The sequence below is a fragment of the Phaeobacter sp. HF9A genome, from assembly GCF_011806385.1.
Classification (GTDB): domain Bacteria; phylum Pseudomonadota; class Alphaproteobacteria; order Rhodobacterales; family Rhodobacteraceae; genus Epibacterium.
The window spans coordinates 1-14,160 of sequence record NZ_JAATOX010000104.1; the positions used below are offsets into that span (position 1 = coordinate 1).

Sequence of the window (14,160 nt, forward strand, 5' to 3'; positions counted from 1 at the left end):
GCGGTCGGGATCTGGGTCACGACGTTCTGGAACTTGGCGTAGAACAGCGTTGCCACGTCAAATTCAGCCGCGTCAAAGCGCGCCAGGATTTCCTTGGCGATGCCCTGCGCATCCACGTAGCCAACGCGCTTCACCTCGGTCAGATCGACATGGCCGATGAACAGATCGCCGAATTCGCGCTTCAGCACGTCCCGGCCCTTCTTGCCCACGGTGAAGATCTTCACGGTCTTGCCCGCCGCCTGAAGGTCGAGAACCCGCTGGCGTGCCAGCTTGGCGATGTTGGAGTTGAAGCCACCGCACAGGCCGCGCTCGGCGGTCATGACCACCAAGAGTTGCACCTGATCAGAGCCGGTCCCCCGCAGGAGCTTCGGCGCGGTATCGCTTTGACCGACAGAAGCCGCCAGCCCTGCGAGAACAGCGTTGAACTGTTCTGCATAGGGGCGTGCGTCCTCAGCCGCTTCCTGGGCGCGGCGAAGTTTCGCCGCCGCGACCATCTGCATGGCTTTGGTGATCTTACGAGTGTTTTTGACACTCGCGATCCGGTTTTTTAGGTCCTTGAGAGAAGGCATGTGCTGTCTCTCTCCTTACGCGAAGTCTGCGGCGAATTCGTCCAGAACGGCCTTCATCTTCTCGATCGGCTCACCCTTCTTGAACTTGGGATCCTCGTCGGTGATCCACTGCAGGAAGTCGGCTTTCTTGCCACGCAGGAAGGCCAGGAGCTCTGCCTCAAAGCGGCCTACGTCCTTGACGTCGACCTTGTCGAGGTAGCCGTTGGTGCCCGCGAAGATGATGCAGACGATTTCAGAGTTGGTGAGCGGGGAATACTGTGCCTGCTTCATCAGCTCGGTCAGACGGGCGCCACGGGCCAGCAGCTGCTGGGTTGCGGCGTCGAGGTCGGAGCCAAACTGCGCAAAGGCCGCCATTTCGCGGTACTGCGCGAGGGACAGTTTCACCGGACCGGCAACGGAGGACATCGCATCGGTTTGCGCCGAGGAGCCCACACGAGACACCGACAGACCGGTGTTCACGGCCGGGCGGATACCTTGGTAGAACAGTTCGGTTTCCAGGAAGTTCTGACCGTCGGTGATGGAGATCACGTTGGTCGGAATAAACGCGGACACGTCGCCGCCCTGGGTTTCGATGATCGGCAGCGCGGTCAGGGAGCCGGAGCCGTTGTCCTCGTTCAGTTTCGCGGAGCGTTCCAGCAGGCGGGAGTGGAGGTAGAACACGTCACCCGGATACGCTTCACGGCCCGGCGGACGACGCAGCAGCAGCGACATCTGGCGATAGGAAACCGCTTGTTTGGAGAGGTCATCATAAACGATGAGCGCGTGCTTGCCGCTGTCGCGGAAGTATTCGGCCATTGCGGTCGCGGCATAGGGTGCCAGGAACTGCATCGGGGCCGGGTCGGAGGCGGTGGCCGCCACAACGATGGAGTATTCCATCGCGCCGTTTTCTTCGAGCTTTTTCACCAGCTGCGCAACGGTGGAGCGCTTTTGGCCAACAGCCACATAGACGCAGTAGAGCTTTTTGCTCTCGTCGTCGCCGGCGGCGTCGTTGTAGGTTTTCTGGTTCAGCATCGCGTCCAGAGCAACGGCGGTTTTACCGGTCTGACGGTCGCCGATGATCAGCTCCCGCTGGCCACGGCCGATCGGGATCATCGCGTCCACGGATTTCAGGCCGGTTGCCATCGGTTCGTGCACGGATTTACGCGGGATGATGCCCGGCGCCTTGACGTCGGCAACCTTGCGTTCCTTTGCGTCAATGGGGCCCTTACCGTCGAGCGGGTTGCCCAGACCATCGACGACGCGGCCGAGGAGTTCGGGACCAGCCGGCACGTCCACGATGGAGTTGGTGCGCTTGACGATGTCGCCTTCTTTGATGTCACGGTCGGAACCGAAGATCACGACGCCGACGTTGTCGGATTCGAGGTTCAGCGCCATGCCCATGATACCGCCGGGGAATTCGACCATTTCGCCGGCTTGAACATTGTCCAGGCCGTACACACGGGCGATACCGTCCCCAACACTCAGCACGCGGCCGATCTCGGCCACCTCTGCTTCTTGACCAAAATTCTTGATCTGGTCTTTAAGGATCGCAGAAATTTCTGCTGCTTGGATACCCATTTATCCGACCTCTTTCATTGCATTCTGTAGGGAGTTGAGCTTGGAGCGGATCGAACTGTCGATCATCTTCGAGCCTACTTTGACGACGAGACCGCCGATGATGCTTGCATCAACGGTGGCATTGATCTTGACCGTCTTGCCCACGCGCTCTGCGAGGGTTTTGGCCAGTTTTTCGCTCTGGGTCTTGGTCAGCGCCTTGGCGGAGATCACCTCGGCGGAGACTTCGCCACGGGCTTCGCTGATGCGTGCGCGCAGCGCCTCGATCAGGGCGGGCAAAACAAACAGGCGGCGTTTGGACGCCATCAGCGCCAGGGTATTGCGCAGTGTTGCATCAATCCCCATTTTCTCTGCAACTGCGGAGATGGCTGCTTCTTGCTCAGCACGTGTCACCAGAGGAGACGTGATGAGATTGCGCAAATCTGCACTGTCAGCCAGCGCGGCTGTCAGGTCATCGAGACTCGTTTCTAGAGTATCGAGAGCGTTGCTCTCGGAGGCGATCTCGAAGATCGCTTTGGCATAGCGGTTGGCGATGCCTGCGGAGATCGAAGCTGGTTCGGACACGTCCACCCTTCCGATATTATTTTGGCCCCGGTTTATAATGCGTCCTGACAGGTTGCATCCGGGGGCGTGAGGTCAGCCCAGCTTTAGCCCGGGCGTCGAAATCAGCGTGGATGTAGCAGAGCAATCAGAACCTAGCAACACTCTCTGTCGGCGGGCTGAAAAACGATATCGCTATATATCAATGACTTACAAAAACTGTGGCGCTTTGCAGCACCCCCTTGCGCAAAAAAATTACGACTTGACGACAAAGAGATGCGATTCCGACGCACAAAAAATCGTGAAGAAGCCACTCCAAAGCGTAGAAAGTCGAATCTTTTGCGCGCATTTGCGACGGAGGCTTTCTGCGCCTTTCGCGCAGGTCAGACCGGTTCGGCGATCGGGTTGGAGAGCCCCTCCAGCACCCGGATCGGGTTGCGGCGGCGGCTCCGGATCATATGGCCGTTTTGCGGATGGGACTGTTTTGCCACCTCCACCATGAATACCCCGGCCGCCATCATCGCCGGCAGCCGATGCCCCATGCGTTCGATCATCGCGCCGGATTTCAGCCAGAACCGGCGCGAACTGGGCAAGCGATAGAGCGCGGCGGTGTGTTTTTCGATCACGAACTGATGGCTGCGCAGCTGGTTTTCCACCTGCGTCAGCGTATAGGGGCGGCCATAGCCAAAGGGCGTATAGTCCGAGCGCGCCCAGAGCCCGGCCCGGTTCGGCACGATGAACATCGCCCGCCCACCCGGCCCCAGCACCCGCCAGCATTCCTCCAGGAGGCGGGTCGGATGCTCCGAGGTCTCCAGCCCGTGCATCACCACCAGCCGATCCACCCGCCCGGTCTCTATCGGCCAGGAGGTCTCCTCGCAGAGCACCGAGACATTCGGCAGACCAGCGGGCCATTGCATCACCCCCTGCGGCCCGGGCATCAGGGCGATGATGCGGCGGGCGTCCGACAGATAGGGGCGCAACAAGGGCGCGGCAAAGCCAAACCCCGCGATGGTCTCTCCCGTGGTCTTTGGCCACATACGCAGAAGCTGACTGCGGATCGAGGCCTGCGCCGCGCGCCCGAGGGTGCTACGGTAGTAGAAATTTCTCAGATCCTGCACATCCAGATGCATTGCGCATGCCCGTCGCTTTGGTCAATCTGTGGGCAGTCTAGCAATGTGAAAGCGAATGACCATGCCTGATCACCCTTCCCTCTCCACTGAATTTGAAGTCGTGACTGTTCCGTGTCTTGACGACAATTACGCCTATCTGGTGAAGGGCCCGGATGGGGTTGCCCTCATCGACGCCCCCGAGGCCGCCCCGATCATCGCGGCGCTGGAGGCCCGGAACTGGGAGCTTGGCGTGGTGATGATCACCCACCATCACCACGATCACGTCGGCGGCCTCAGGGCGCTGCGGGCGCGCTATGGCTGCCCGGTGATGGGCCCCAAGGCCGAGGCCGACAAGATCGCCGCCCAGGGCGAGACGCTGGATATGGAACTGGAGCCAGGGTTTGAAGGCGGCACCGGCGTCGGTCGCTGCCAGGTGCTGGCGGTGCCCGGCCACACGCTGGGCCATATCGCCTATTACTACCCCGAGGGCGGCGCGCTGTTTACGGCCGACAGCCTGATGGCGCTGGGATGTGGCCGCCTGTTTGAAGGCAGCCCGGCAATGATGTGGCAAAGCCTGTCCTCTCTGGCCGCCCTGCCCGACGACACATTGGTTTATTCCGGCCATGAATACACCCAGTCCAATGCCCGCTTTGCGTGCAGCATCGACCCCGACAACAGCGCCCTGCAACAGCGCGCCGCGGAGATCGCGGATTTGCGTAAAAATAACCTGCCCACGGTGCCCGCCACTCTTGGGCTGGAAAAAGCCACCAATCCCTTCCTGCGCGCAGGCGATACAGAACTGAAGAAAACCCTTGGGCTTGAAGGGGTTGACGATGCCGACGTCTTCGCCCACATCAGGGCGGCAAAGGACCGCTTTTAAGCCAGAGCCAGGCCAGATCCCCGTTCGAGTGCAAGAATACCGGGCACAATCACGGGATTTGTGAGCACAATCACGTAAAAAGCCCTTGAAGCTTACGCTCTATCAACCAAACTCTAATAGTATGAGGACATGGTTATGGGACAGGACAGGGCCGCCCGGTGGCGACAGGTCCCCATAACCCAAGACAGAGGAGCACGCCCGTGCCTTCATTCTCGAGCACTTTGGAACAAGCCATTCACGCGGCGCTGGCGCTGGCGAATGAACGGCGACATGAATTCGCAACCCTTGAACATCTGCTCCTGGCCCTGATCGAAGAGCCGGACGCCGCCCGCGTGATGCGCGCCTGTAGCGTCGATCTGGAAGAGTTGCGATCCACCCTTCTTGAATTTGTGGATGAGGATCTTGCGAACCTCGTCACGGATATCGACGGATCCGAAGCGGTGCCCACCGCCGCCTTCCAGCGCGTGATCCAGCGCGCCGCGATCCATGTGCAATCTTCGGGTCGCACCGAGGTCACCGGCGCCAATGTGCTGGTTGCCATCTTTGCCGAACGCGAAAGCGATGCGGCCTTCTTCCTGCAAGATCAGGACATGACGCGCTATGACGCGGTGAATTTCATCGCCCACGGCGTGGCCAAGGATCCGGCCTATGGCGAACATCGCTCGGTCTCCGGCGCGCAAGAGTCAGAAGAGGACATTGGCGGCGGCAGCGCATCGAGCGCGCCCGAGGGCGAACAGAAAGAATCTGCGCTGGCCAAATACTGCGTTGATCTGAATGCCAAATCCCGCGAGGGCGACATCGACCCGCTGATTGGCCGCAACCACGAGGTCGAGCGCTGCATCCAGGTGCTGTGCCGTCGGCGCAAGAACAACCCCTTGCTGGTTGGCGATCCCGGTGTCGGCAAAACCGCCATCGCCGAGGGGCTGGCCCGCAAGATCGTGCAGGCCGAAGTGCCCGAAGTGCTGTCCGAGACCATCATTTTCTCGCTCGACATGGGCGCGCTCCTGGCCGGAACCCGCTATCGCGGCGATTTCGAGGAACGGCTGAAGGCGGTTGTCACCGAACTGGAAGACCATCCCGATGCGGTGCTGTTCATTGACGAGATTCACACGGTGATCGGCGCCGGTGCCACCTCTGGCGGTGCAATGGATGCCTCCAACCTGCTGAAACCCGCGCTTCAGGGCGGCAAGCTGCGCTGCATGGGCTCCACCACCTACAAGGAGTTCCGCCAGCACTTCGAGAAGGACCGCGCCCTCTCCCGCCGGTTCCAGAAAATCGACGTGAACGAACCCTCGGTGGAAGACGCGATCGCGATCCTGAAAGGGCTGAAGCCCTATTTCGAGGAGCATCACTCGGTCAAATTCACCTCGGATGCGATCAAATCCGCGGTGGAGCTCTCGGCGCGGTATATCAACGACCGCAAACTGCCGGACAAGGCCATCGACGTGATCGACGAGGCCGGGGCCGCGCAGCACCTGCTCTCCGAGAGCAAGCGGCGCAAGACCATCGGCGTCAAGGAAATCGAAGGCGTGGTCGCCAAGATCGCCCGCATCCCGCCCAAGAACGTCTCCAAGGACGACGCGGAGGTGCTGAAAGACCTGGAGAACAGCCTGAAACGGGTGGTCTTTGGTCAGGACGACGCCATCGACGCGCTCTCCTCGGCGATCAAACTGTCGCGCGCAGGCCTGCGGGAGCCGGAAAAACCGATCGGCAACTATCTCTTTGCTGGCCCCACCGGCGTCGGCAAGACCGAGGTGGCGAAACAGCTGGCGGATACGCTGGGTGTGGAACTGCTGCGCTTTGACATGTCCGAATACATGGAGAAACACGCTGTTTCGCGCCTGATCGGTGCGCCTCCGGGCTATGTCGGCTTTGATCAGGGCGGGCTGTTGACCGATGGCGTTGATCAACATCCGCACTGCGTGCTGCTGCTGGACGAGATCGAAAAGGCCCACCCGGATGTCTTCAACATCCTGTTGCAGGTGATGGACAATGGCCAGCTCACCGACCACAACGGTCGCACGGTCAATTTCCGCAATGTGGTGCTGATCATGACCTCCAACGCGGGCGCCTCGGAACTGGCGAAATCCGCCGTCGGCTTTGGCCGCGACCGCCGCGAGGGCGAGGATACCATCGCGATCGAGCGCACCTTCACGCCGGAGTTCCGCAACCGTCTGGATGCGGTGATCTCCTTCGGCGCGCTGCCGAAAGAGGTGATCCTGCAAGTGGTCGAGAAGTTCGTGCTTCAGCTGGAAGCGCAGCTGATGGACCGCAATGTGTCGATCGAACTGACCCGCAAAGCCGCCGAATGGCTGGCGGATAAGGGCTATGACGACAAGATGGGCGCGCGTCCGCTGGGCCGGGTGATCCAGGAATACATCAAGAAACCCCTGGCGGAGGAGCTCTTGTTCGGCAAGCTCGCCAAGGGCGGTGTGGTGCAGGTCGGCATCAAGGACGGCAAGCTGGAGCTGCGCATCGAAGGCCCCGGCAAGCCCCGCATCAGCGGCGACAAACAGCCGCCGCTCCTGACTGCGGAGTGACCCGATTTAAACGCAGATCCCTGCTTCGGATCTCTGCCGTTGCCATAACGCTCGCCACCCCCGCGGTGGCGAGCGAATTGCAGTTGGACTGGCCGGTGGACTGCGCCCTCGGCGAGAGCTGCCATATTCAGCAATACGTCGATCATGATCCCGGCCCCGCCGCCACGGATTTCACCTGTGGCGCGCTCAGCTATGATGGCCACAAGGGCACCGATATCGCCCTGCCCTCGCGCGCGGCCATGCTGGCCGGGGTATCGGTGCGGGCCGCCGCCGATGGCGTTGTCGCCGGGGTGCGGGATGGCATGCCCGACACGGGCCCCTCAGACATCAGCCAGGTCAAGGGACGCGAATGCGGCAACGGTGTCGTGCTGCGCCACTCCAACGGCTGGGAAACGCAATATTGCCATATGAAACGGGGCTCTATCACCGTGCAAAAGGGCGAGACGGTGACCAGCGGCGCGCCGCTCGGGCAGGTCGGCCTGTCGGGGCTGACCGAGTTTCCGCATTTGCATCTGTCGGTGCGCCACAAGGGCGCCGTGGTTGATCCCTTTACGCCCAAGACCCCCGTCACGACCTGCGGTGGCGACAGCGAGGCCACGCTCTGGCGTGACGCTCCCGCCTATGTGGAGGCAGGCCTGATCAGCCTTGGCTTTGCGACGGATGTGCCGCAATATGACGCGATCAAAGCTGGCACCGCCAATCAGGCCCCCCTTGCCAGCGACAGCCCGGCTTTGGTGCTTTGGGTCTATGGTTTTGGCAGCGCCCCGGGAGACGTGCTCAGCCTCCGCATCACCGGTCCCGCTGGCGAGACGATCTATAGCGGCCAGCAAACCCTGGAACGCCAACAAAGCCAGTATTTCCGGGCCGCAGGCAAGCGGCTGCATGCGCCCTTGGCACCGGGACGCTACACTGGCGTCAGCGAATTGCGGCGCGCGGGGCAACGGTTGGATCGGCGGGAGATAGTGATGACGCTACCCGAAGGCTCTTAGGTTTCAAGGCGCTTGGGCTGCTGCCGTAGACGCAATGCCCGAAAGATCATCATCAAGACGAACATGGCGACGCATTGGCCGATCATATCGCCCGCCGCATAGGTCACAACAACCCCCAACAGCAGGTTCGGCGCAATCACCCCGGAAAACGCCACGGTCTGACCAACGGAATTCACCACCGAGGCCAGCAAGCCAACCACCAGGAGCTGGCGCCAGTTCATCCGTCGGCGATTACAATTCCAAACCGACGCGCCAAAGACATGCATGAGTCGAAAGGCGACATAGGCAGACACCGCACTGACCACCAGTGACAGCCAGAGGATATGCTGCATCCGCTCCCAGGTTTGGGGCTGGGTAAAGATGAGCTCTGATGCGACAGCCCCGAGAATCAGCGGAATGATCGCCCGCGCGCCAATCAGCCATGTGCTGAGCACCCGCACCCCGTGCGGAAGGTAGACAAGACTCGCAAAGATGGTGATTTCGCTCAGAAAATAGCTCTGTATCGGACTGAACACCCAGGCCGTCAGCCCATGACAGAGCACATAGACCACCGCTATGACAACGGTGCTGGTAAAACCAGAAAGGAGACAGCCATCGGACCTCATGGCAAGAGGTCTAGCGCGCCCACATTCAAAAAACAAATAATGTTGATCACAATCGCAGGCAGATGCGACGATGTAGCGCCAAAGCTGACGCGGCAGCCACAGTTTTTGTCAGGCCCGGAGGCGATGTCAGGCCAAAAGATCCTGACGCACCACGTAATGTTTGGCCTTGGCCCCCATGGGGCGCTCCAGAAAACCGAGTTCCAGCAGCGTTTTCAACGCCCTGTGAAAGGTCGCCTGAGCAATGTGACTCGCCAGAGGGTGATGACGGATCTGTTCGGACTGCACCAGCTGCCCCGGCGTTTCCGTCAGGGTATGCGCGGCCTGAAAGACATCTTTCTCGGCTGCGCTAAGGTCATCCAACCCAATGTCGCGCTCCATCTGCCGCAGCATATCACGGAGTTCAAAAATTGCGCGTAGCCTATCCAATCGCCCGCTCCTCCTTGTCGTCGTTCAATACATACAGAAGAAATACATCTTGTTGATCACGTTACCACAAATAAATTCTCACATGTGAGAATTTATTGATTTTTTTGTATCTACATGCTAGAACTTTTTACGGACAAACCAAATGCCGTGAGTGGTGGTGTCGTCCATATTTCAGGCATTTTATTCTAGTCTTTCGGCTCTGGCGGTTTTCCAATCGCCGGAGCCTATTTAGTTTTGGCTTCACGAAAGATGAAGGCCGATCTCAGCGCTCCGTGAGCTTGAGTTCGATGCGGCGATTCTGGGCGCGTGCCTCGGGGGTGTCTTCGGGATTGATCGGTTGGAACTCGCCAAAACCATTGGCGGCGAGGCGCTCGGGCGGGATGCCCAGCTCGTCGATCATGTAGCGCACGACCGAGAGCGCCCGCCCCTGGCTGAGCTCCCAGTTGTCGGCGTATTTGCCGGTGCCGAAAAACGCCTGATTGTCGGTGTGGCCATCAACCCGGATAATCCAGTTGATGTCATCGGGGATCGCCGCCGCCACGTTTTGCAGGATGCGCGCGACCTTGGCGATCTCCACCTTGCCCTTGTCCGAAAGCTGCGCGCTGCCCAGCGAAAAGAGCACTTCGGAGGCAAAGACAAAGCGGTCGCCCTCGATCCGCACCCCCTCCTGATTGCCCAGAACATCGCGCAGCTGACCGAAGAATTCCGACCGATAGCGCTCCAGATCCTCGGCCTTGTTTTCCAGGGCCGCGCGTTCCTGCTCCAGCCGTTTACGCTCCTGCTCTTCCAGCAGGCGGCGGCGGCGTTCCTCGGCAGCGGCGCGGGCCAATGCGGTGTTGAGATCCTGACCCAAGGATTGCAGCTGCACCGATTGCGCCGCATCGCGATCCTTGAAATCATCCAGCAGGGCCTGCAAGCCGCCGAGTTGCTCGCGCAGCGCCGCCACCTGCTGGTTGAGCAGCGCGGTCTCGCGGCGGGCCTCTTCGGAGACAGCTTTTTCCTGCGAGAGCGCGTCGCGGGCCTGCGCCAGCAAATCGGCGCGCTGCTCGGCGAGGCTTTTCTGGGTTTCGGCCTCGCTCTCTGCGTTGTCGCGCTCGGCCAGGGCGGCGAGCAGGCGGCTTTGCAGCACATCCTGATCAGAGGCCCCGGCCTGGGCGCGCTCCAGCTGGTCCAACGCGGTCAGCAGGCGTTGCTCGATCGCGCTGCGTTCCTCGGCGGTGGAGGCTACGGCGTCGCGGGCGGCTTGCAGATCGGCTTCGGCACGCGCCAGCCGGGTTTCCAAATCGCTGCGGGTCGCATCCGCCTCACCGCGCAGCCGGTCGAGCTCCGCCTGCAAGGTGTCAACCCGCGCGGCGGCCTGGCTTTCGCTTTCGTCCATTTGCGCCAGAACCCGTGTCAGCCGTTCGGCCAGAACATCGCGGTCGCTGGCCTGCGCCTTGGCTTGGTCAATTTCGCTAAGCGCCTGTTCCAGCTCGGCATTTAGCTGTTCGCGGGCGGCCTTGGCGGCGGCCAGGAGGGTCAGCGTGTCCTCGGCCTTCTTGCGCTCTGCCTCCAGCGACAGGGTCATGGCGGTGAGCTCGGCCTCGGAGTTTTCCAGCCGCGCGCGCAGTGCCTCCGCGGCGGCGGCCTCGGCGAGGCGGGCCTGTTCCTGTTCCGAAAGGCTGCTTTCCAGCTCTGCCACGCGGTCTGCCTGCTCGGCGCCATCCTTGCGCAGATCGGCGACCAGCGCCTCCAGCGCCTCGCTGCGGGCAGCGGCGAGGCGGGCCGCTTCGGTCTGGGCGTCCACCTCATCGCGCACCTGCGCCAGGGCCAGGTTCAGCGCCTCTTGTTCCGACAAAAGTTCACTGCGGGCGGCGTTCAGGTCATCGCGCTGGGTGATCAAATCGGCGATCTGCGCCTCGGCCGCGTCGCGGCCCGCGATCAGCGCCGCCACCTGGGCCTCGAAATCGGTGATCCGGCTGCGCGCAGCCACGAGATCATTGGTTGCGGCGTCGCGTTCCTGCGCAAGTGCTGCGATGCGGGTCTGCTGCTCGGCCAGCTGGTCGCGCGCCGCTGCCAGATCGGAACGCGTGGCATTGAGCGTCGCCCCCAGCGCCCCGAGCCGGGCCTGCAACAGGCTGGATTCGCGCTCCTTGACCCCCAGCGCCTGCGCCAGCGCGCGCACCTCGGAGGAGAGCTCGTCCAGTTCGGTTTCCTGTCCGGTGATGGTTTCGCGCAGCACAAATTGCACCACCATAAAGATGGTCAGCACGAACATCAGCACCAGCAAAAGCCCGGTCATAGCATCGACAAAACCGGGCCAGATCGAGGCCTGAAACCTTTGGCCGGTGCGACGGGACAGGGCCATGGCTTAACCGTCCTTCCGGTCGGGCCTGCGCGGCGTGCGATCCATGCCGCGCGGCCCCGCGAAGGCCTTGACCAGCAGGTCGATATCCTTGCGCAACTCCGACAGGCTTTCCTGCCGCCCGGCAGAGATTTCCTCAAGGATGCGAAGCATTTGCACGTCGATCGAGCGCAGGCGCATACGGCTTTCGGCGTCGATGCCGACATCGCCGTGGGCCCGCATCAGTTCGGTCAGGGTTTCCTGCCCCACCGCCACGCGCTCCAGCGCGGTGGAGATCGTCGCAACGCTGTCCTGACGGCGGTTCATGTCCTCGATACTGTCCACCAGCCGGGCCAGTTTGCCGTCCACCTCGGCGCGCCCCTTTGCGGTTTCCAGAAACATCGCCTGAAGCGCATCCATCTGTTCGGCCATCGTGTCCAGCACGCCCGCGATCAGGTTGCCGTCGCCGCTGCCGCCCTCCTCGCCTGAGGAAAAGCTGAGCCGGGTGAAAGAGGAGAGCCATTCTTCCAGCTCGCGGTAGAAGCGGTTCTGGCCATGGCCGGCAAACAGCTCCAGCAGGCCCACGATCAGGGAGCCCGCAAGGCCGAGAAGCGACGACGCAAAGGCCACCCCCATGCCGCCAAGCTGCGCCTCCAGCCCGGTCATCAACCGGTTGAAAATCGCGACCCCTTCCTCGCCTTCCTGCGGGGCGAGGCTGCGGATGGTATCGACAACCGCGGGCACGGTGGTGGCAAGCCCATAGAAGGTGCCCAAAAGCCCGAGGAAGATCAAAAGGTTGGTGATATAGCGGGTGATTTCGCGCCCTTCGTCGATCCGTTCCGCAACAGAATCGAGAATGGAGCGGGTGGAGGCAGAGCCAAGCTGCATCCGGGCCGCGCGCGAGCGCAGCAGCGTGGCCAGCGGCGCCAGCATCGAGGGGGCCTTGTCTTCTTCGGTGGTCAGCCCGGCGGCAAAGCGTTCGATCCAGCGCACCGAGTTGATGAGCTGCACCACCTGCCAGAAGGTCGCCAGCACCCCGACCACAAAAACAAAGGAGATAAACCCGTTGAGATAGGGATTGGCCTGGAACACCGGCATCACCCGGGGCAGCGCCATAAAGGCCCCGCCACCCGCCAGCGCCAGGGCGATCAGCATCATGACGACTTGGCGCACCGGCTGTGAAAACTGTGGCCGGCGTTCGCGTTCCTGATGCGCCATTCTGTGTGGCTCCCGATAGGCTTAGGTCTGGTTCTGCGAGGGCAGCCTAGACCGAAAGTCTCATCATCGCCAAGGATTTATGATAAAATTTGCCTGACGCGCTGCGTGAGCCAAGCCAGATCGGGATCATGCAGGCCGATTTCCTCCAGATGCGCGGTGGTATTGAACAAATACTCCCGGTTGGGGCCGCGTCCGCCCACCGCATGGGCGATGATCTGCGCCTGTTCTTCCAGCTCCAGATGGCAGTATTGCTCGTGGTCGGGATCAATCACATAGACCACCGCATTCACGATCTCGCCGCTGGTCAGTTCCACGTCAAAAAAGCGCTCCACATAGGCCGAGGAGATCAGCTCGCGCGCCCGCAGGGCCTCCAGCGTGGTCTCCTCGTGGCCCGGCTCCACCCGCAGGGCCAGCCCCTTGCAATGGGCCTCCTCCACGGCATCAAGCGCCAGCACCAGCCCGGGGGCCTCCTCGCTGCCGCGATGGTGGATCGAGCGCATGCAGAAGGAGCGCGCATAGCCATGCAGCGTCGCCACCGCGCGCTCTGCCACCGGGAACTCCGGGTTCCACAGCAAAGATCCGTATCCGAAGACCCACATTGTCATGTCGTTCCATCCTGTTTTGCCGGGCCCTGTAAATCGCAAAACGCGAGGGAGCAAAAGGGGCAGTTCGCACAGAACACAGGGGGCAGCTGGGGGTGGCCCAAAGGCTCAGCGGCAATAGCGCCCGCTGCGATGGCGCGCGGTGTCCAGGTGAAAGTGATCGCGATGATAGCTGTCTGCTTCGGGGCCGAGCACGGTGCGGAAGGGACCGCAGGCGGATTTCCACAGCCGCCGCAGCGGCCCCCGCGTAGATTTGCTCTGCCAGCCTTTCAACACGGTGATGAGCGTGCCATCCGCAAGCGTAAAGCCGGAGATGTCGATCGCCCTGCCCCGCCCGTGTTCGGAGATCTTCGCGCCGGGGCGATTGTTGCGGGTGCGACAGCTGTAATGCGCCGCGACCCGCAGGCGGACCACGCGGTTGGCGCGGCCAAAGGCCTTTTCCACGTCGCGCGACACCCAAGAATTCAGCGCCTTGGCGGTGTCACAGGTCATCAGCGCCGGGGTGCTGAGCGCCACGCCGGAGACAGATCGCACCCGCACCGCATCCCTGGCGCCGCAGCCCTGAAGCGTGCCCGCGATATCGCCCGCTTCCTCGCCCTGGATGTCGAGATCACCACAGACCGAGCCGCGCCGCCGTTTGGCGCGGCCAAACAGCACCTGTTGCACAAACTCTGGCGAGCGCATCGCCGGGCGCAGCGTCGCCAGTGGCGCGATGCCGGCCAGATCCGCCGGTCGCGCCAGAACAGCGAGCATTTGTGGCGAGTCGGGGCGCGGCGCGGGACGCAAGCGCAGCGCTGAAGCGACA

General features: G+C 62.1%; 13 protein-coding genes. 3 read left to right on the forward strand and 10 right to left on the reverse strand.

Annotation, left to right across the window (positions count from 1 at the left end):
- The 4 genes from HCZ87_RS15800 to HCZ87_RS15815 all read right to left on the reverse strand — a co-directional run.
- Positions 1-569: FoF1 ATP synthase subunit gamma (locus tag HCZ87_RS15800; protein ID WP_167645211.1), on the reverse strand; the 569-nt coding region annotated here is incomplete at its 3' end.
- A 15-nt stretch (positions 570-584) separates the two neighbouring features.
- Positions 585-2,126 (reverse strand): F0F1 ATP synthase subunit alpha, encoded by a 1,542-nt coding sequence (atpA, locus tag HCZ87_RS15805; RefSeq protein WP_167645213.1) that lies wholly within the window; start codon positions 2,124-2,126, stop codon positions 585-587.
- Entirely contained in the window at positions 2,127-2,687 is a 561-nt protein-coding gene (locus HCZ87_RS15810) for a F0F1 ATP synthase subunit delta (RefSeq protein ID WP_167645215.1), read from the reverse strand.
- 359 nt (positions 2,688-3,046) lie between these two features.
- Positions 3,047-3,793, reverse strand: a complete 747-nt coding sequence (locus HCZ87_RS15815) for a methyltransferase domain-containing protein (RefSeq protein ID WP_167645217.1) — start codon at positions 3,791-3,793, stop codon at positions 3,047-3,049.
- 55 nt (positions 3,794-3,848) lie between these two features.
- Between HCZ87_RS15815 and gloB the strand changes: the two genes are divergently transcribed.
- The 3 genes from gloB (at position 3,849) to HCZ87_RS15830 (ending at position 8,181) form a co-directional block, all read left to right on the forward strand.
- Positions 3,849-4,652 carry a hydroxyacylglutathione hydrolase gene (gene gloB, locus HCZ87_RS15820; RefSeq protein WP_167645219.1) on the forward strand — a complete coding sequence of 268 codons (804 nt, stop codon included), beginning with the start codon at positions 3,849-3,851 and terminating at the stop codon, positions 4,650-4,652.
- 200 nt (positions 4,653-4,852) lie between these two features.
- Positions 4,853-7,192 (forward strand): ATP-dependent Clp protease ATP-binding subunit ClpA, encoded by a 2,340-nt coding sequence (clpA, locus tag HCZ87_RS15825; protein WP_167645221.1) that lies wholly within the window; start codon positions 4,853-4,855, stop codon positions 7,190-7,192.
- Positions 7,189-8,181, forward strand: a complete 993-nt coding sequence (locus tag HCZ87_RS15830) for a M23 family metallopeptidase (protein ID WP_368484136.1) — start codon at positions 7,189-7,191, stop codon at positions 8,179-8,181. The genes clpA and HCZ87_RS15830 overlap by 4 nt, the downstream gene beginning before the upstream one ends.
- Here HCZ87_RS15830 and HCZ87_RS15835 read toward each other — a convergent pair.
- From HCZ87_RS15835 to HCZ87_RS15860, 6 genes are all read right to left on the reverse strand, one after another.
- Positions 8,178-8,786, reverse strand: coding sequence for a hypothetical protein (locus HCZ87_RS15835; protein WP_167645223.1), 609 nt, complete (start codon positions 8,784-8,786; stop codon positions 8,178-8,180). The two genes, HCZ87_RS15830 and HCZ87_RS15835, sit on opposite strands and share 4 nt — an antisense overlap.
- 126 nt (positions 8,787-8,912) lie before the next feature.
- A complete protein-coding gene (locus HCZ87_RS15840; RefSeq protein WP_167645225.1) occupies positions 8,913-9,212 on the reverse strand; it encodes a hypothetical protein in 300 nt (99 codons plus the stop codon).
- A 262-nt stretch (positions 9,213-9,474) separates the two neighbouring features.
- Positions 9,475-11,559 (reverse strand): peptidoglycan -binding protein, encoded by a 2,085-nt coding sequence (locus HCZ87_RS15845; protein ID WP_167645227.1) that lies wholly within the window; start codon positions 11,557-11,559, stop codon positions 9,475-9,477.
- A gap of 3 nt (positions 11,560-11,562) precedes the next feature.
- Positions 11,563-12,753 (reverse strand): biopolymer transporter ExbB, encoded by a 1,191-nt coding sequence (locus HCZ87_RS15850; protein WP_167645229.1) that lies wholly within the window; start codon positions 12,751-12,753, stop codon positions 11,563-11,565.
- A gap of 77 nt (positions 12,754-12,830) precedes the next feature.
- Positions 12,831-13,358, reverse strand: a complete 528-nt coding sequence (locus HCZ87_RS15855) for a gamma-glutamylcyclotransferase (protein WP_167645231.1) — start codon at positions 13,356-13,358, stop codon at positions 12,831-12,833.
- Between the two features lie 105 nt (positions 13,359-13,463).
- A partial coding sequence (locus HCZ87_RS15860) for an extensin family protein (RefSeq protein ID WP_167645233.1) occupies positions 13,464-14,160 on the reverse strand: 697 nt, incomplete at its 5' end.

What these genes read in the sequence shown, in the direction of transcription:
- atpA (WP_167645213.1), bottom strand. Translation starts at nt 2,126, where the DNA reads ATGGGTATCCAAGCAGCAGAAATTTCTGCGATCCTTAAAGACCAGATC.
- HCZ87_RS15815 (WP_167645217.1), bottom strand. Translation starts at nt 3,793, where the DNA reads ATGCATCTGGATGTGCAGGATCTGAGAAATTTCTACTACCGTAGCACC.
- gloB (WP_167645219.1), top strand. Translation starts at nt 3,849, where the DNA reads ATGACCATGCCTGATCACCCTTCCCTCTCCACTGAATTTGAAGTCGTG.
- HCZ87_RS15835 (WP_167645223.1), bottom strand. Translation starts at nt 8,786, where the DNA reads ATGAGGTCCGATGGCTGTCTCCTTTCTGGTTTTACCAGCACCGTTGTC.
- HCZ87_RS15845 (WP_167645227.1), bottom strand. Translation starts at nt 11,559, where the DNA reads ATGGCCCTGTCCCGTCGCACCGGCCAAAGGTTTCAGGCCTCGATCTGG.
- HCZ87_RS15850 (WP_167645229.1), bottom strand. Translation starts at nt 12,753, where the DNA reads ATGGCGCATCAGGAACGCGAACGCCGGCCACAGTTTTCACAGCCGGTG.
- HCZ87_RS15855 (WP_167645231.1), bottom strand. Translation starts at nt 13,358, where the DNA reads ATGACAATGTGGGTCTTCGGATACGGATCTTTGCTGTGGAACCCGGAG.